Raw genomic sequence first — 16,132 nt, forward strand, 5'->3', positions numbered from 1 at the left:
CCGTGCGCCGGTCAGACCAGCCAGCCAACAGATAACCAAGATGGACGTGCAAGAAACCACGGCAGCATGCGCCGACGCCTTCGCCGAACTGGCGTCGCCGGCGCGCATCCAGGACCCCTATCCATTCATGCGGTGGTTGCGCGAGCACGATCCGGTGCATCGCGCGGCGTCGGGCCTCTTTCTGTTGAGCCGCCACGCCGACATCTACTGGGCGCTCAAGGCAACGGGCGATGCGTTTCGGGGACCGGCGCCGGGCGAACTGGCGCGCTATTTCCCGCGTGCGGCGACCAGCCTGTCGCTCAATCTGCTGGCCTCCACGCTAGCGATGCAGGACCCACCGACGCATACGCGTCTGCGCCGGCTGATCTCACGCGATTTCACCATGGGCCAGATCGACAACCTGCGGCCGAGCATCGCGCGCATCGTCTCAGCGCGCCTGGATGGCATGGCGCCCGCGCTGGAGCGCGGGGAGGCAGTGGACCTGCATCGGGAATTCGCGCTGGCCTTGCCCATGCTGGTCTTCGCCGAACTGTTCGGCATGCCCCAGGACGACATGTTCGCCCTCGCCGCCGGCATCGGCGCCATTCTGGAAGGCCTGAGCCCGCACGCCAGCGATCCCCAGCTCGCCGCGGCGGACGCGGCCAGTGCCAGGGTGAAGGCCTACTTCGGCGGCCTCATACAGCACAAGCGCACCGATCCCCGCCACGACATCGTGTCGATGCTGGTCGGCACACACGACGATGATGCCGACATGCTGTCGGATGCGGAGTTGATCAGCATGTTGTGGGGCATGCTGCTGGGCGGCTTCGCCACCACTGCTGCGACCATCGACCATGCGGTCCTGGCGATGCTGGCGTATCCCGAACAGCGACACTGGCTGCAGGGAGACGCCGTGGGGGTGAAGGCGTTCGTCGAAGAAGTCCTGCGCTGCGACGCGCCCGCCATGTTCAGCTCCATTCCGCGTATCGCCCAGCGCGACATCGAACTGGGCGGCGTGGTGATCCCGAAGAACGCGGACGTGCGCGTGCTGATCGCGTCCGGCAATCGTGACCCGGACGCTTTCGCCGATCCCGACCGCTTCGATCCCGCGCGGTTCTACGGCACCAGTCCTGGCATGTCGACCGACGGGAAGATCATGCTGAGCTTCGGCCACGGCATCCACTTCTGCCTCGGTGCGCAACTGGCCCGAGTGCAGTTGGCCGAGAGCTTGCCGCAAATTCAGGCGCGCTTCCCCACGCTGGCATTGGCCGAGCAGCCGACGCGGGAGCCCTCCGCGTTCCTTAGGACGTTCCGCGCGCTGCCGGTGCGGCTGCGTGCGCAGGGGGCTGAGATGCGCGTCATGGTCGACCAGGATCTGTGCGGAACCAGCGGGCAGTGCGTGCTGACGCTGCCGGGCACCTTTCGCCAGCGCGAATCGGACGGCGTGGCCGAAGTGCGCGGGGCGACAGTCCCGCAGGCGCTGCACGCCGCCGTGCGGCTCGCAGCCAGCCAGTGCCCGGTCGCCGCCATTCGGGTCATCGAAAGCGATGCTGGCGATGACGAGCGCGCCAGCGCCAACAATGCGCCTTCTCCGACGAAGGCCGAGCGGCATGCCGCGAGAGACCAACGCAATCTGGAAGGACATGATGGGACGATTTGAAGGCAAGGTGGCCGTGGTGACCGGCGCCGGCGCCGGCATCGGCAAGGCATGCGCCCTCGCCATCGCGCGCGAGGGCGGCAGAGTTGTGGTCGCCGACATCGATGGCTCGGCGGCCACCGCCTGCACCGCGCAGATTGCGACCGAAGCGGGCCACGCGCTGGCTCTCGCCATCGACATCGCTGATGCGCAGGCGGTGGCAGCGCTGTTCGAGAGGGCGGAGCGGCACTTCGGTGGGGTCGACCTATTGGTGAACAACGCGAGCGCCATGCATCTGACCCCGCGCGACCGCGCAATCCTCGACCTGGATCTGGCGGTCTGGGATCAGACCATGGCGACCAATCTGCGCGGCACGTTGCTCTGCTGCCGGCAGGCCATCCCACGCATGATCGCCCGCGGCGGTGGCGCGATCGTCAACATGTCGTCGTGCCAGGGGCTTAGCGGTGACACTGCGCAGACGTCCTACGCCGCGTCGAAGGCGGCGATGAACATGCTATCGACCTCGCTCGCCACCCAGTACGGTCATGCGCAGATCCGCTGCAACGCGGTTGCGCCGGGTCTCATCATGACCGAGCGTCTCCTCGCCAAGCTGGACGAGTGCATGCAACGGCATCTGCGCCGGCACCAGCTCCTGCCGCGCGTCGGCCGCCCCGAGGACGTATCCGCGCTGGTGGCGTTCCTGCTCTCCGACGATGCTGCGTTCATCACCGGCCAGGTCGTGTGCATCGACGGCGGCATGCTGGCACATGTGCCGACATACGCCGACGGTGGCAACAGCCGCGCCGCGCGGCCTTCCGGCGAGACCGCCGAAGCGGCCGCCTCGCCGCGCTGCTGATGGACATGCTGCTCAACCCGCTGAACCGCCGGCATCGGCTGCGGCACGACATCCCCGTCCTGCCCGGCGCTTTCCCCCTGGTCGGGCATCTTCCCGCCATCGTCTGCGACTTGCCGCGCCTGCTCCGGCGCGCGGAACGGACGCTGGGCAGCCACTTCTGGCTTGATTTCGGCCCAGCCGGACAGCTGATGACCTGTCTGGATCCGGATGCGTTCGCAGTGCTCCGCCACAAGGACGTGTCCTCGGCGCTGATCGAAGACATCGCGCCCGAATTGTTTGGCGGAACGTTGGTCGCCCAGGACGGCGGCGCGCACCGGCAGGCGCGCGATGCGATCCAGGCGCCGTTCCTGCCCACGGGGCTGACCCAGGCCGGCATCGGCGAGCTGCTCGCACCTGTCATCCAGGCGCGGGTGCAGAGGTGGCGCGACCGCGGCGACGTAACCATCCTGCGCGAAACCGGCGATCTGATGCTCAAGCTCATCTTCAGCCTCATGGGAATCACCGCGCAGGATCTGCCGGGATGGCGTCGCAAGTACCGGCAACTGCTGCAGTTGATCGTCGCGCCCCCGGTCGACCTGCCCGGACTGCCCTTGCGGCGCGGCCGCGCCGCCCGCGACTGGATCGATGCGCGGTTGCGTGAGTTCGTCCGCGACGCGCGCGAACATGCCGCGCGCACCGGATTGATCACCGACATGGTGAGTGCCTTCGATCGCAGCGACGATGCGCTCTCCGACGACGTCCTGGTCGCCAATATCCGCTTGCTGTTGCTTGGTGGTCACGACACCACCGCCTCGACGATGGCCTGGATGGTGATCGAGCTGGCGCGGCAGCCTGTCCTGTGGGACGCCCTGGTCGAGGAGGCGCAACGCGTGGGCACGGTGCCGACCCGGCACGCGGACCTGGCGCAGTATCCGGTCGCCGAGGCGCTGTTCCGCGAGACGCTGCGCGTGCATCCGGCGACGCCGCTCCTGGTGCGTCGTGCACGGCGTGAATTGCAACTCGGCCACCGGCGCATTCCCACGGGCACCGATCTGTGCATCCCGATTCTGCATTTCTCGACCTCGGCGCTGCTGCACGATGAGCCTGATCAGTTTCGCCTGGCGCGATGGCTGCAACGCACCGAGCCGATCCGGCCGGTGGACATGCTGCAGTTCGGTGCCGGCCCACACCTGTGCATCGGCTACCACCTGGCATGGCTGGAACTGGTGCAGTTCAGCATCACCTTGGCGCTGACCATGCACGAGGCCGGGGCGCGGCCGCGGTTGCTGAGCGACGCCGAAAAAGGCCGGCGCTATTACCCGACGGCGCATCCGTCCATGACTATCCGCGTCGGATTCTCATGAGCTGGCATCGCAATGCCCTCTGGCGAGGCAGCGGCGCCGGCGATGCGCGGCATTGCTGCACTCGGCGTGCGCGGTGTGACGCCGACAACACCGCGGCGGCTCGCCTGTCAGGGACAAGGACATGATGCAGACCGGTTCGACGCCACAGGACGACAGAACTGGTGATTCCGCGCTCGGCGGATTGGGTGCGCAGGCGCGCGGCGCATCCACCGGGCTGCTGCCCGAAATCTGGATGCAGGACGGCGCAAAGCGGGTCGAACAGGTGCTGGCGCGTCTTCTCTGCGCCGAACATGGTGGTGAGACCGAACTGATGGCGGCGATGCGCTACGCCACCTTGCATGGCGGCAAGCGCACCCGCGCCTTGCTCTGTCTGGCTGCCGGCGCACTGGCCGACGCGCCGGCGCACATGCTCGACGACGTCGGCGCCGCCATCGAGATGATGCACGCCTGTACCCTGGTCCACGACGACCTGCCCGCGATGGACGACGACGTGCTTCGCCGCGGCCTTCCGACCGTGCACGTCAAGTTCGGCGAAGCTACTGCGATCCTGGTCGGCGATGCGCTGCAGGCGCACGCCTTCCTGACCCTGGCGAGCCTGGATGCGCCGGGCGACAACCGTATCGCGCTCGTGCGCGAACTGGCGCAGGCGGTGTCCGCCGAGGGTGCCGCAGGCGGGCAGGCCATGGATCTGTCGCTGGTTGGAAAGCACGTCGAGCTGGACAGGATCGTGGCGATGCACCGGATGAAGAGCGGAGCGCTCGTGCGCGCGTCCGTTCGCATGGGCGCGCTGTGCGCTGTCGCGGCGGATGCCGCGCACGCTGCGCTGTACTGTGCGCTCGATCGCTACAGCGCCTGTTTCGGCCTGGCCTTGCAGGTGATCGACGACATTCTCGACGTGACAGCGGATACCGCGACGCTGGGCAAGACCCCCGGCAAGGACGCGGCGGCGCAGAAGCCGACCTGCGCGTCGATCATGGGAGTTAAGGCCGCACGCCAGTTCGCGCTGGATCTGTTGCGCGATGCCGGGGAGGCCATCGCGCCGCTGGGGCCGGGTGCGGAACGGTTGGCGCAAATCTTACAGCGGGCCCAGGCGTATCTGTTCAAGCACGCGCCATGCACATGAGCGCGCCCGTCCGCATGGAGACGCCCCTGTGCCGCGGCGATCGGCTGGCGGCAGCGGTGCATGCTGCACTGTGTCCGAGTCCGCCGCGCCGATCGAAGCGGTTGCCCAGCATGGCCCTCCGGGCCCACGCGGCGCGCTGCGCGCAAGCCTATGCGGCGGACCGGTGCCAGCATCGGGCGCCTCGCCGCGCCGGAGCAGGGCGGCCGTCCGGCGCTGCCTATGCGAGGGCCCTGCGGCGACATGCGCGGCGTCTGCCCGATCCCGGCTCTCGTCAACCGTTTGCAGAAGGAACATCCCGCGTGAACGCGCTGTCCGAACAGATCCTTTCGGAATTGCGCCGCCTGCTGAGCGAAATGAGCGATGGCGGCAGGGTCGGTCCATCCGTCTACGATACGGCGCGAGCGCTGCGGTTCCACGGCACCGTCGCCGATCGGCAGGATGCATACGCGTGGCTCATCGCGCAGCAACAGGATGACGGCGGATGGGGAAGCGCGGACTTCCCGCTGTTCCGCCATGCGCCCACGTGGGCGGCGTTGCTGGCATTGCAACGTGCCGATCCTCTTCCCGGCGCCGCCGACGCGGTTAAGGCTGCAACCTGGTTCCTCCAGCGCCAGCCCGATCCCTACGCGCATGCGGTGCCGGAAGATGCGCCAATCGGCGCGGAGCTGATCCTGCCGCAGTTTTGCGGCGAGGCCTCATCCTTGCGGGGCGGCCAGGCGTTTCCGCGCCACTCTGCGCTGTTGCCGTTGCGGCAAGCGCGCCTCGCCAAGCTTGGGGCGGAGGCGAGGTTGCCGAGCGGCCATCCGTTGCTGCACTCCTGGGAAGCATGGGGGACGTCACCGAGCACCGCATGCCCGGATGAGGACGGCAGCATCGGCATCAGTCCGGCGGCCACTGCAGCGTGGCGTGCGCGCGCCGTGGCACAGGGGAGTACGCCGCAGGTCGGGCGCGCCGACGCCTATCTGCAGGCGGCATCGCGGGCGACGCGCAGCGGCATCGAGGGTGTCGTTCCCAATGTCTGGCCGATCAATGTGTTCGAGCCATGCTGGTCGCTGTACACCCTGCATCTGGCCGGGCTGTTCGCGCATCCCGCGCTCGCCGAGGCGGTGCGCGTGATCGTCGCGCAGCTCGACGCCCGCCTGGGCGTGCGCGGTCTCGGCCCGGCCTTACACTTCGCGGCCGATGCGGACGACACCGCCGTTGCGTTGTGCGTCCTGCGCCTTGCAGGCCGCGACCCGGCGGTCGATGCCTTGCGCCATTTCGAAAGCGGCGAGGTGTTCGTCACGTTCCCCGGCGAGCGCAATGCCTCGGTGTCGACCAACATCCATGCCCTGCATGCGTTGCGACTGTTGGGAAAGCCCGCCGCGGGCACCAGCGCCTATGTCGAGGCCAATCGCAATCCGCACGGTCTATGGGACAACGAAAAATGGCACGTTTCGTGGCTGTATCCCACCGCGCATGCGGTCGCTGCGCTGGCGCAAGGCAAGCCCCAGTGGCGCGACGAGCGCGCGCTGGCGACGCTGCTGCAGGCGCAGCGCGTCGACGGCGGCTGGGGCGCCGGTCGCGCGTCCACATTCGAGGAAACCGCCTATGCGCTGTTCGCGTTGAATGTGATGGACGGGAGCGAAGAGCCGACAGGCCGCCGGCGCATCGCGCAGGCGGTGGCGCGTGCGCTGGAGTGGATGCTCGCCCGCCACGCGGCGCATGCATTGCCGCAGACGCCGCTGTGGATCGGCAAGGAACTGTATTGCCCCACCCGGATCGTGCGCGTGGCCGAACTCGCCGGCTTGTGGCTGGCGCTTCGTTGGGAGCGGCGCGTCCTCGCCGAAGGAGCAGGAGCGGCGCCATGATGAAGACCGAACGCGCGCTGCAGCAGGTGCTGGAGTGGGGCCGTTCCCTGACCGGGTTCGCCGACGAGCACGCCGTGGAAGCGGTCAGGGGTGGCCAGTACATCCTGCAGCGCATCCAGTCGAGCCTGCGCGACACCAGCGCCCGCACCGGCCGCGATCCGCAGGACGAAACGCTGATCGTGACGTTCTATCGCGAACTGGCGCTTTTGTTCTGGCTCGACGATTGCAACGACCTCGGCCTGATCGCGCCGGAGCAGCTCGCCGCGGTCGAGCAGGCGCTGGGGCAGGGCGTGCCGTGCGCGCTCCCCGGATTCGAGGAGTGCGCTGTGCTGCGCGCTTCGCTCGCCGCGCTCGCCTACGATCGTCGCGACTATGCTCAGCTTCTCGACGATACCCGGTGCTACTGCGCGGCGCTGCGCGCCGGACGCGCGCAGGCGGCAGGGGCGGAACGCTGGTCGTACGCCGAGTACCTGCACAACGGCATCGATTCGATCGGCTACGCGAACGTGCTCTGTTGCCTGTCGTTGCTGTGGGGGCTGGACATGGCGACCTTGCGCGCGCGTCCGGCGTTTCGCCAGGTCCTGCGGCTCATTTGCGCGATAGGGCGCCTGCAGAACGATCTGCATGGACGCGACAAGGACAGGTCGGCCGGCGAGGCTGGCAACGCGGCGATCCTGCTATTGCAGCGCTATCCGGCTATGCCAGTGATGGAGTTCCTCAACGACGAGCTGGCCGGTCATACGCGCATGCTGCACCGGATGATGGCGGAAGAATGCTTTCCCGCGCCGTGGGGATCGTTGATCGAGGCCATGGCGGCCATCCGCGCGCAATATTACCAGACCTCGACCGGCCGCTACCGCAGCGACGCTGCGGGGGAAGGCGAGCGTGCGCCGGCCTGAACGCCGGCAGGCGGCGGCATGCGCGCGCTGCCGTCTGTCCGATCCGACGCAGCGCCGTCGCCCGATGCGACGTATGGAGCGAGCATGAGCGAGACCGCCCTGAGCCGGCGCAAGGACCACCATCTGGACATCGTGCTGGATCAGAGCACGCGCCGGGCACGATCGCCGCCGGCATGGCGAAGCGACACGAGCTGACGAATGCGCAGTGGCGGGGGGTGGCTCCTTTTGCAAGGAGAGCGGTCCCGGACGCAGTGCGGCCGACAAACGCCTGTGTGTGAATGCCTGCCTCTAAGTGCCGCGCTCGCGCCGGAAGCGCAGGAACAACTTGCCTTCGCCGACATCATTCTCGTCAACAAGGTCGACCTCGTCGATGCGTGCGGCCTCGCAACGGTCGAACGACGCATCGAAACATCAACCCATAAGAGCTGCCTCGTGGTTAGAAGACGGGCCTGTCATGACCGTGTGAAGGGCGGGACTAAGGAACCGATCCTTCAGAAGGCCATGGCGATACGACGTCTTAAAGCTGACACACGCCGCGTACTTTTCGCGGGCGGCGAGGCTCGGAAGGTTGAACGGAAGCGCGAGAACGACTTCACCAATTCGGCGTGACCTTGATGCCGTTCTAAGTGTCGACATCATCGAAGATCGAACGAGAACTTGGAGTCGCGACTTCTCCGCTGCTTCGATTGTAATAGTCGCCGTAATCGGGTTCTTCCGATCCCCGGGTCTCGAGAGTAGTGATCGCCTCGTCGACGGCTGCAAGAACGCGCTCGACGCGGGAAACCACGTCCAGGTCGTCCGCCATTGCGGTTTTGAACGCCGACAGTGCGCTCCTGAACGGTTCAAAGTAGTCGCCCGGGGTCTCGCGCGAAGAATAATTGTCTTTCCAATTTTCTATGTCGATGTCGACGAACGGAAGTAGCTAATCGCGGAAATCGGCAAGAATATCCTCTATCTCCTCCTGTTTTACGAACGAGATGATGCGACGGTCGAGAAATCCCGCATCAGGTGTCTAGATAGCAAATTTTCGGACGGTTGAGGCATGCACAGGCCAATGCCGAGGCCATCAAAGAGGCACAACGCGGCGGCATCGCCCTCGCGAAGGCGACAGCAGGTGAGACGAAGTACCGGGGGCGCAAGCCCAGCTACACGCGCGATCAACTGAGCCTTGTTTCGGACATGCTCAGCCGGAGCGCACGGATTGGAGAGATTGCAAGGAGCACCGGACTGAGCCGTCAGGCGATCTATCGTATCAAAGCTGATCCTGCATCGGCTGAGGCTGCTCTCACGAGCTGGGCTGGGCGACCGGCCGGTCTGCGGCTATAGTACTTTTCAGGCCCGATCAGTGTTTTCCGCGTCGGTGCATGAGGGGGTGGGCCATGGATGATGTAGTGAAGCTGGTGAACTTGCCGTGGGCGACACTTGTAACCCTCGCGAGCGGGTATGCTGCGTACTACATCGCCAATGTAGGCGTGAGGGATCACCACAAACCCATCGACGTGGCCTTTTCGACCCTCGTATTCGGGTTCTTCTCGGCGTTCGCGTATGCGGTCTGCCGCAGACGATACGGTGCCGACCTGTTGGCGGCTTCGGTCTTCGCCTTTGGGGCCGCTCTCGTGATCGGGGCGTCGTGGAGCCTGTTCGGCAGAGCAACGTTCGAGCGCCTATTGCGAAGATCGCAGGTTAGTCTTTCGGACGATCTTCCGAGCGCTTGGATGGCGAGCAAAGACCTACGCTACGCAACTTTCGGTCAAACTCAAGGATGGCTCTTGGGTCAAATGCGAGGACCTGAACGTCTTCACCGAGTGTCCGAACGGACCGTGCGTTCTCGGCGCTAAGGGCGACGTTCTAATGTACGTCACCCACATCAAGAGCCCAAGCGACGAGGACTTCGAGCCATGCACCGGACTGATCGACAAGGAGTGGGGAGATGAGGTGACCTACATCCCCGCCGATCAGATCATGATGATTGACTTCAGACGCCGAAAGAAGTGATCACTTCTTCTTCGGGCTCGGCGGCGGTGTGCTTGGCCTCTCGTTAGTAGTCGGAATGTGGTTGCCCTGCACTTCACGTCCGGTTTGCGGAACGAAGTTCTTCTTGATCGTTTCGGAGGTGTGGTTCCTCTGTGCGGGTGACGGTGTCGGTATCTGTGGCTTCTTCTCAGTCATCGGTCAGTTTCTCGGTTGGAATGGAAAGGTGAAAATCGGATCGAACTTGCCGTCCGTCAAAAAGCCTACACGCCAGCCGGCAAACACAAGGGCTCTCGCATGCGCTGGCGGCCTCTCCAACGCGCCGCTACGAAAATTGAAAGTGTAGTAGTCGCCCAAGTTCAGGTAAGCACGCATGTAGAACTCGCCGGCAGCACTGATGATTGCTCCAGGGACAGACTGGTTGTCTGCTATGCTGGAGAGATCGCCTCTCATCACGGCCCGAGGGAAGCTGACGATCAGGTCATTCGGCAAGCCACCGACCGCGAGCGATACGGGTCGGCCGTGCTTTTCAGAGGAGAATACGATCGCGCTCTTGGTGTGGCCGTCAGTGACGCACATCCCGAAGACTGGTTCACTGCGCCTCGCCATGAAGAACCCGCCGAGCGGAAGATCGTCGAAACCGCAGCCCACGCCGGGAAGGTCGATATCCATCGCAAATTACCTCAAAATGACGAGCTACAATCGCACGGGAACGGGAGCAGATCGCAACTTGGGCGGGCATACAAGGGAATTGGCGGACGTGTTCTGGTTGTCCACCGAACTCATGACTTGATCACTTCGGGCGTTTACTCAGCCGCGTCAAGAATGCGCGATTCTTGGGCTATTTGGTAGCGCCGCAGCTTGCAAACCTCGGCGTACAGACCTGCGGGATCGCCGTATACTCGCTCGTCTACACGCTCGCCAGCGTGGTCGGTGATCATGCGTCGCTTTTCCTGATCCAGTCCATGCTTTCGGCTCTTTGTGCTGAAGCGATGCCGCCAGCCGTGGTTCGGTGCGACACGCTTATCGGAGACGATACCCCGCACGAACTCCCCGAGCCGGTTCTTCAATGCCCGCAGCTTACCCTGCACTTCCGCATTCTTGGCGACAGTCAGGAATAGATAGCCTTTGGCCGACGACGTAACGAACTCGATGAAGCCCAACTCGATGAGATGGGGATGCAGCGGCACCTCCCGCGCCTCCTTGTTCTTCACCGGGCCAGCCTCTGGCGTGATCGTCGCCACCCAGTGATCACCCTCGCGGCGAACGTCTCGCGCCGGAGCTGTGCCATCTCGCCAATCCGAGCGCCGCCGTAAGCGCACAGCCAAGGAAGCCACCGCTTTGCCGCAGCAGTCTTTGCGTGCTCTTGCGCAGCCCCACTGAGCGCCTTGGCTTGCCTCGCTTTGGCTTCCCGAGGATCGTGGGTCCGTAGCGACACCTTGATTGTAGCGGTGCGGCCGACCTGCACCGCCGCATTTCTCATTCCCCACGGGGACGCGCAGCACCAAGCCGACCGCCTTGTCGATCAGATCAGCGGGAACGCGCTTTCGGAGGTAATGAACGGATGAGCCGTCGCGGCAGTTCGGAGAGGCCATTCGCAGAAGCATTGTGTACCGTCTCTGTGTACCAGTTGAGACGGTCGATCACCCTTGAATAACAAGGACTTCAGCGAAACCAACAACATCGCGGAGCGATGGTGCCCAGGAAAGGATTGGGGGACGATCCGTCAAACTGCAGCAAAAACAGCCACTTGCCTCTGCGCCAAGTGCGACGCTTGTACCACTGGACTGTGCTCGTGTCGACCCTGCTCTGATCGCCAACCCAGACGCACGGCCGGGGCAGCGAGACTGCGCCTGAAAGAGCGGCTTGGGACAGTCTGGCCTGGCTCGGCTCACTTCGTCCGAACGGTCTTCGCGCTCGCACCCTTCAGGATCTCGGCGATCCTCTCGGAATCCTCGCCAAGGAAGTCGACCGACACCCTGAGCGACCCCTCCAACTTTCTGGTGTTCCTCCGGCTCCGGCGCGGTCTTGGCCTCGGTGCCCGCAGGACGCGTCCCGGCCGAGTTCGTGCCGCCGGCGGGCTGAACGAAAACATCGCTTCGCGGCACGCCGCACTCCCGCATTCGAAGCCTCGCGCTGCATCGATGTATTTCCGTCACCGCCATGCGATCAGTATTCGCTCCTGGCCTGCAGGAAAGGCAGGATTCCCGGCCTGGCCAACGCGTGCCGACGGCCTGTCGCACGACGACAATTGACCAGCGTCACATCGGCCAGATCGAAGAAGCCGCCGTCGCGCACGGCCTGGCAAGCCTGTGCCACCTGGATCGCGGCCGCGGCGGCCGCGGTCGAAGGCACTGCAAGGCTGCGGCCGGCGATGGTGACGGCGGCGCATCGATCGATGCGACCAGCATCGACGAGCTCCTGAAGGGGCGGGTCGAGAGGCATTTCCGGTCGGGAGTCGGGTTCGGGCCACGCCTGCTTCGGCGAGCGCGTCCCCGGAAAGCCGTGGGTGCGAATGTCGAAAATCTCCGAAGGCGTGGCGCCGAGGCCGGCATCGAGCACGAGGTTGAAGTTCGAACCCGCCGCGGCGTGCCGCGCCGCCAGTTGTCCACTCCGACGCCAAGCCCGACTCTTCGGTCGAACGTTTCGTGCCCTCGACGAATCTGCTTTCGATTATCGTTGTCCGGAAACCGCGCTTCTCCCCCCACACCGCTGCGCTGCAGGCCTTCTTGCGGCCGATCCAACCCGGCTTGGTCAGGACCTGAATGGCGACATGGCAATTTTAGATTGAGCATCACGCATTTCGCGTGTATCTTGGTTGCCTTCATTTCGTGCTAGCTGTCTTTCGAATGACGCAGAATTTTTTGAGGATTGCAGTTACGGTTTTGAGCTGAGGTGATTGAAGAGTCCGGATCGCCAATCGTGTTCGAGCGATCGCGCTCGGTTTTGATTGATCCGGCATCATCGTCCGGGTCGCGAGCGCCGGCTCGATCCATTTGAGAAAGCGCAGGTGGTGAGCCGGCGAATTTCGCCGCGCGATACGCGGCGTATGCACAGATGAATCGCGAGACGATGAATGTTCGATTTTCAGCGCGCCAGAAACATATCTGAAACGGCATCGAATCAAGTCCACGATATCCTGCCCACGCTTGCGAATGAGATACCGGAATGTCGGTATTTGCCCGTTGCAAGACTTTGTAACGAAAGGAGGTGAATAAGATGGCAGAAGCGATCAAGAGTGCGATTGATATTCTTTCCGCCAAGTCCGTCACACAAGTGATGACAGAAGCCGTCACAAGAGACGTGACAGCCTCGGCGACAAAGAGCGCGACACTGGCTTTGACATCCGTCTTGCAGACAGCGTCCGTGACACAGAGCGTTACAGCCAGCGTTACACAATCCATGACACAGGGCTTCACACAGGCGTTGACACAGGCGCTGACACAGGCGTTGGCCACAATGGCCAAGCTGCCTGAGCTGGCTCTGACACTCGCTACAGAGATGTCAAACACACTGGCGGGCATGTTGCCGACCCGCGTGTCCGAAGCCCTGACATCGGAAGCTGTGACAGCTGCGATTCGTCGCTAGTCATCTTAGCCGCGGCGGATCGATCAGCCGTTATCGACAGGCCAAGGCGCAACAGACGAGATCGATCCGAGCGCCGATGGATCGACTCAAGAACAAGTCGAACGGTGCATCACCGCGCCAAGGTTGCACCGTTATCGCCTAACAAAGGCGAACTCCACCAGTTGCGGAAGTTTCGCCGCGAAGATCAATGCTCTGGAACTATACGCCCATAGCTCAATGGAAACGAGACGAGGCAAGAACATTCGGGTCGCTTCAACAATTTGGCCAGCTTTCGATGACTGGGCCCCACCCATGCTAGCTGGGTATCGAAGTCATCGTTGAGGGAACTCGCAGCTGGCGCGGCGCAATGCTGGAAGACTCGAAGCCTATTTCGACGCCAAGTCTCCAAGAGCCACGGTCTTGTAAACCGTAGATGCGGGTTCGAGTCCCGCTGGGCGTGCCAACATCGACGTAGTTCGCCACTGGCTGTGGAGTCGACGAGGATGTCTGTCCCGAGAGTAAAGTCGAGGACGCCATATGTGGAAGCGCCGCACCCGCTCGAGATTGCGGGCTGCCGGGCACTCGTTGGAGAGACTGTTACCCTCCACGGCTTTCTCGCGGATATTAGGCGATACCCGAAGGTCACCTTCCTGTCGCTCCGCGACCGTACCGGCGCGATCCAGATCGTATGCAAGCGACAGGATTTGCTGGAAGAAGTCCACTCACTGACCCGCAACAGCGCGATTCGTGTCAACGGCATCATTAAGGCCGGGCGCGGCGAGGAGATCGAACTCGAGGCGTTAGGTATTGCGGTGCTCACCGTAGCCGAGCCATGCGCGCTCCGCGAAGCATCAGCTAGGTCTCCCGCAATGCGGTTCCTGACGATGCGTGAACCGCGTGAGCAACTTATTTGCGCGGTCCGAACCACGCTGCTCAATGTGCTGCGCGGGACGCTGCTAGAGCAGGGGTATCGCGAGATCCAAACACCGAAGATCACCGCCGCTGGAAGCGAGTCGGGAGCGGCTGTGTTCAATCTCAGTTTTTTCGGAGAACCCGCCTGCCTCGTGCAGTCCCCCCAGTTCTACATGCAAATGGCGATGGCTGCCGGGTTTGGCCGCGTGTTCGAGATCGGTCCGGTCTTCCGCGCAGAGCCGTCGCAGACAAACCGGCACGCGGCCGAATTTTCCTGTCTCGACGTCGAACTGTCCTGGATCTCCTCGCATCACGACCTGATGGACGTCGAGGAGAGCCTGCTTTGCGGACTACTGGAGGAACTCGCGCGGCTCCATGGTCACGATATCGAGCGCCAGTTCGAAATACCGGTGAGCCGCATCGATGCGCCGATTCCGCGCATCTCGTTCGAAGAGGCGCTGTCGATAGCGCGCAACGGTTCACTCGCGCTCCGCACCGATCGACTGTCGCCTCAGGACGAGCAAATCATTTGCAAGAAGCTGAGCCAGCGTACTGGCTCCGACTTCGTGTTTATCACCGATTATCCGGCGGACGACCGGCCTTTCTACACGATGCGCGACGATGGCTCGCGCAAGGCGAGCCGCAGCTTCGATCTGCTCTGGCGCGGCGTGGAGATCACCTCGGGATGTCAGCGCGAGCATCGCTTCGGCAATCTAGCGACGCAAATCGAGACTGCTGGCATCGACGAGGAAACGCGAGCCCGCTATCTGGCTCCGTTCTACCTGACGATGTTCCGGCACGGCTGCCCGCCACATGGCGGCTTTGGCGTGGGCATCGATCGTTTCCTGTTCATGCTCCTCGGCTGTTCCTCCATCGCCGATGTCTCGTTCGTCTTCCGCGGACCGGAGGGCTTGATGCCATGACGGCTCAAAGTCCGCTCGCGAACAGGAGAGGTCCGATCCAAAGGGCACTGGCCGCGCACGTGGCGGCGCGCTTCGATCTCCCGTTGGCCGTCGGTGTTGCTGCGCGATCACCCCTTGGCTGCCGCGCGATCCGCATACAGCCTGTCGCCACCACCCCAGAGCGGTCGAGACAATTGTGCCGCGAAATGCATGGCTGGCTGACCCGGCAGCACTGGATCGCCGGCGCGATTGCAGCGCCAACCTGCGTCTATGTCCGACCGGACGATGAATGGTTGCTGAGCTCGTCAGTTCTACCGGGCGACGCCGCCGCCTTCGCGGTCACCTCGTCCGCGGTGCACACCGTCCCTCCAGCATGGAGCGACGTCAGGACGTTGCACGATTGGCGCGTTCTGCATGTCGGCCGCGCGGTGCGACGCCTGGTCCCGCTCGACGTAGGCTCGAGCGGCAACTCTCCTTCCAGACCTCTCACCGTGGGGGCAGGCCGGCGCGACGACGCTGGGCTCATTGCGGTTGCACCGGTCGATGTCGAAAATGGCGCCATGAAGGCAAGCAACGCCGGCGTGGTCACGCCGGATGACGTGTTGCTTGCCATTCGATCCATCGCACGTCGCGCCGACGATGCGGGCAGCCGCACGCTCGAGCGCGAGGCGGATCTCGCGCTCGCCTTCATTGTTGGTCGCGTGCCGCGTCTGGATCACGTACGGATCAGCCTGCAGCGCATTCAGAGCGACGTCGCGGCCTGCATGTCGATCGTAAGCGCCTTGACCGGACGGGTAGACGGGCCGCCAGGGATTCAAATCCACAAGAAGGCTGGCGGCGACGATCCTGCCGAACTTGCGATCGAACTCGACCTGCTCGGGGTTGCTCTGGATCAAGCGGCGGAGCGGCTCGATCCTGCGCCCTTGCTTCGATATGTCCATGCGCTGTCGCGGCGCATGCTTGATTCCAGCCCGTTTCTCCGCCGCGACGTCGCTTCGGCGGCTCGCGCAGCGCTGCATGCAGCCCTGAGCCATGCCGGTTGCCTCGAGGCCGACGCCTCCGCTCTTTCCGCAACATCCCAACCATGGAGCTAG

Annotated in this window: 17 protein-coding genes and 1 tRNA gene; 13 read left to right on the forward strand and 5 right to left on the reverse strand. The window is 64.2% G+C overall.

The genetic code is table 11. The features are described from left to right. The first annotated feature begins 40 nt into the window (after window positions 1-40). From P6U30_RS10050 to P6U30_RS10080, 7 genes are all read left to right on the forward strand, one after another. Complete coding sequence (locus P6U30_RS10050; protein WP_407151080.1) at window positions 41-1,639, forward strand: cytochrome P450; 1,599 nt, start codon at window positions 41-43, stop codon at window positions 1,637-1,639. Beyond that, on the forward strand, window positions 1,626-2,471 hold the full coding sequence (locus tag P6U30_RS10055; protein WP_407151081.1) for an SDR family oxidoreductase: 846 nt from the start codon (window positions 1,626-1,628) through the stop codon (window positions 2,469-2,471). Before P6U30_RS10050 ends, P6U30_RS10055 begins: the two co-directional genes overlap by 14 nt. Beyond that, window positions 2,471-3,814: a cytochrome P450 gene (locus P6U30_RS10060; protein ID WP_407169077.1), complete on the forward strand. Its 1,344-nt coding sequence runs from the start codon at window positions 2,471-2,473 to the stop codon at window positions 3,812-3,814. The genes P6U30_RS10055 and P6U30_RS10060 overlap by 1 nt, the downstream gene beginning before the upstream one ends. A gap of 124 nt (window positions 3,815-3,938) precedes the next feature. After that, window positions 3,939-4,937 carry a polyprenyl synthetase family protein gene (locus tag P6U30_RS10065; protein WP_407170411.1) on the forward strand — a complete coding sequence of 333 codons (999 nt, stop codon included), beginning with the start codon at window positions 3,939-3,941 and terminating at the stop codon, window positions 4,935-4,937. Between the two features lie 299 nt (window positions 4,938-5,236). Continuing rightward, on the forward strand, window positions 5,237-6,787 hold the full coding sequence (locus P6U30_RS10070; RefSeq protein ID WP_407169078.1) for a hypothetical protein: 1,551 nt from the start codon (window positions 5,237-5,239) through the stop codon (window positions 6,785-6,787). Next, entirely contained in the window at window positions 6,784-7,686 is a 903-nt protein-coding gene (locus P6U30_RS10075) for a terpene synthase family protein (RefSeq protein WP_407169079.1), read from the forward strand. Before P6U30_RS10070 ends, P6U30_RS10075 begins: the two co-directional genes overlap by 4 nt. A 270-nt stretch (window positions 7,687-7,956) precedes the next feature. After that, window positions 7,957-8,295, forward strand: coding sequence for a GTP-binding protein (locus P6U30_RS10080; protein WP_407169080.1), 339 nt, complete (start codon window positions 7,957-7,959; stop codon window positions 8,293-8,295). Between the two features lie 13 nt (window positions 8,296-8,308). Here P6U30_RS10080 and P6U30_RS10085 read toward each other — a convergent pair whose 3' ends face one another. Then, the gene (locus P6U30_RS10085; RefSeq protein ID WP_280973343.1) at window positions 8,309-8,491 is read right to left on the reverse strand and encodes a hypothetical protein; all 183 of its coding nucleotides are present in this window, start codon (window positions 8,489-8,491) and stop codon (window positions 8,309-8,311) included. A gap of 374 nt (window positions 8,492-8,865) precedes the next feature. Here P6U30_RS10085 and P6U30_RS10090 point away from each other — a divergent pair, with 374 nt between their 5' ends. Both P6U30_RS10090 and P6U30_RS10095 read left to right on the forward strand, forming a co-directional pair. After that, window positions 8,866-9,012, forward strand: a complete 147-nt coding sequence (locus P6U30_RS10090) for a hypothetical protein (RefSeq protein ID WP_407170412.1) — start codon at window positions 8,866-8,868, stop codon at window positions 9,010-9,012. A gap of 525 nt (window positions 9,013-9,537) precedes the next feature. Next, a complete protein-coding gene (locus tag P6U30_RS10095) occupies window positions 9,538-9,681 on the forward strand; it encodes a hypothetical protein (RefSeq protein ID WP_407169081.1) in 144 nt (47 codons plus the stop codon). A 177-nt stretch (window positions 9,682-9,858) separates the two neighbouring features. On the opposite strand, the gene P6U30_RS10100 is transcribed toward P6U30_RS10095, so the two are convergent. The 4 genes from P6U30_RS10100 to P6U30_RS10115 form a co-directional block, all read right to left on the reverse strand. Further along, complete coding sequence (locus P6U30_RS10100) at window positions 9,859-10,329, reverse strand: hypothetical protein (RefSeq protein WP_407169082.1); 471 nt, start codon at window positions 10,327-10,329, stop codon at window positions 9,859-9,861. Window positions 10,330-10,463: 134 nt separating this feature from the next. Continuing rightward, window positions 10,464-10,901, reverse strand: coding sequence for a hypothetical protein (locus tag P6U30_RS10105; protein ID WP_407151084.1), 438 nt, complete (start codon window positions 10,899-10,901; stop codon window positions 10,464-10,466). A gap of 925 nt (window positions 10,902-11,826) precedes the next feature. Continuing rightward, window positions 11,827-12,219, reverse strand: a complete 393-nt coding sequence (locus P6U30_RS10110) for a hypothetical protein (RefSeq protein ID WP_407169083.1) — start codon at window positions 12,217-12,219, stop codon at window positions 11,827-11,829. Between the two features lie 272 nt (window positions 12,220-12,491). After that, window positions 12,492-12,776 carry a hypothetical protein gene (locus P6U30_RS10115; RefSeq protein WP_280973336.1) on the reverse strand — a complete coding sequence of 95 codons (285 nt, stop codon included), beginning with the start codon at window positions 12,774-12,776 and terminating at the stop codon, window positions 12,492-12,494. A 100-nt stretch (window positions 12,777-12,876) separates the two neighbouring features. Here P6U30_RS10115 and P6U30_RS10120 point away from each other — a divergent pair, with 100 nt between their 5' ends. The 4 genes from P6U30_RS10120 to P6U30_RS10135 all read left to right on the forward strand — a co-directional run bounded on the left by P6U30_RS10120 (window position 12,877) and on the right by P6U30_RS10135 (window position 16,132). After that, entirely contained in the window at window positions 12,877-13,245 is a 369-nt protein-coding gene (locus P6U30_RS10120; RefSeq protein ID WP_280973335.1) for a hypothetical protein, read from the forward strand. 373 nt (window positions 13,246-13,618) lie between these two features. Beyond that, window positions 13,619-13,687: transfer RNA gene (locus P6U30_RS10125), tRNA-Thr, on the forward strand. A 76-nt stretch (window positions 13,688-13,763) separates the two neighbouring features. Next, the gene (gene aspS / locus P6U30_RS10130; RefSeq protein ID WP_280973334.1) at window positions 13,764-15,059 is read left to right on the forward strand and encodes an aspartate--tRNA(Asn) ligase; all 1,296 of its coding nucleotides are present in this window, start codon (window positions 13,764-13,766) and stop codon (window positions 15,057-15,059) included. A 59-nt stretch (window positions 15,060-15,118) separates the two neighbouring features. Then, complete coding sequence (locus P6U30_RS10135) at window positions 15,119-16,132, forward strand: hypothetical protein (protein WP_280973332.1); 1,014 nt, start codon at window positions 15,119-15,121, stop codon at window positions 16,130-16,132.

Source organism: Bradyrhizobium sp. ORS 111 (assembly GCF_045571485.1).
Lineage (GTDB): Bacteria > Pseudomonadota > Alphaproteobacteria > Rhizobiales > Xanthobacteraceae > Bradyrhizobium.

Excerpts from the sequence above, each read along its gene's own strand:
- P6U30_RS10050 (WP_407151080.1), top strand. The coding sequence starts at position 41 with ATGGACGTGCAAGAAACCACGGCAGCATGCGCCGACGCCTTCGCCGAA.
- P6U30_RS10055 (WP_407151081.1), top strand. The coding sequence starts at position 1,626 with ATGGGACGATTTGAAGGCAAGGTGGCCGTGGTGACCGGCGCCGGCGCC.
- P6U30_RS10060 (WP_407169077.1), top strand. The coding sequence starts at position 2,471 with ATGGACATGCTGCTCAACCCGCTGAACCGCCGGCATCGGCTGCGGCAC.
- P6U30_RS10065 (WP_407170411.1), top strand. The coding sequence starts at position 3,939 with ATGCAGACCGGTTCGACGCCACAGGACGACAGAACTGGTGATTCCGCG.
- P6U30_RS10075 (WP_407169079.1), top strand. The coding sequence starts at position 6,784 with ATGATGAAGACCGAACGCGCGCTGCAGCAGGTGCTGGAGTGGGGCCGT.
- P6U30_RS10085 (WP_280973343.1), bottom strand. The coding sequence starts at position 8,491 with ATGGCGGACGACCTGGACGTGGTTTCCCGCGTCGAGCGCGTTCTTGCA.
- P6U30_RS10090 (WP_407170412.1), top strand. The coding sequence starts at position 8,866 with ATGCTCAGCCGGAGCGCACGGATTGGAGAGATTGCAAGGAGCACCGGA.
- P6U30_RS10095 (WP_407169081.1), top strand. The coding sequence starts at position 9,538 with ATGTACGTCACCCACATCAAGAGCCCAAGCGACGAGGACTTCGAGCCA.
- P6U30_RS10100 (WP_407169082.1), bottom strand. The coding sequence starts at position 10,329 with ATGGATATCGACCTTCCCGGCGTGGGCTGCGGTTTCGACGATCTTCCG.
- P6U30_RS10115 (WP_280973336.1), bottom strand. The coding sequence starts at position 12,776 with ATGCCGTTTCAGATATGTTTCTGGCGCGCTGAAAATCGAACATTCATC.
- P6U30_RS10120 (WP_280973335.1), top strand. The coding sequence starts at position 12,877 with ATGGCAGAAGCGATCAAGAGTGCGATTGATATTCTTTCCGCCAAGTCC.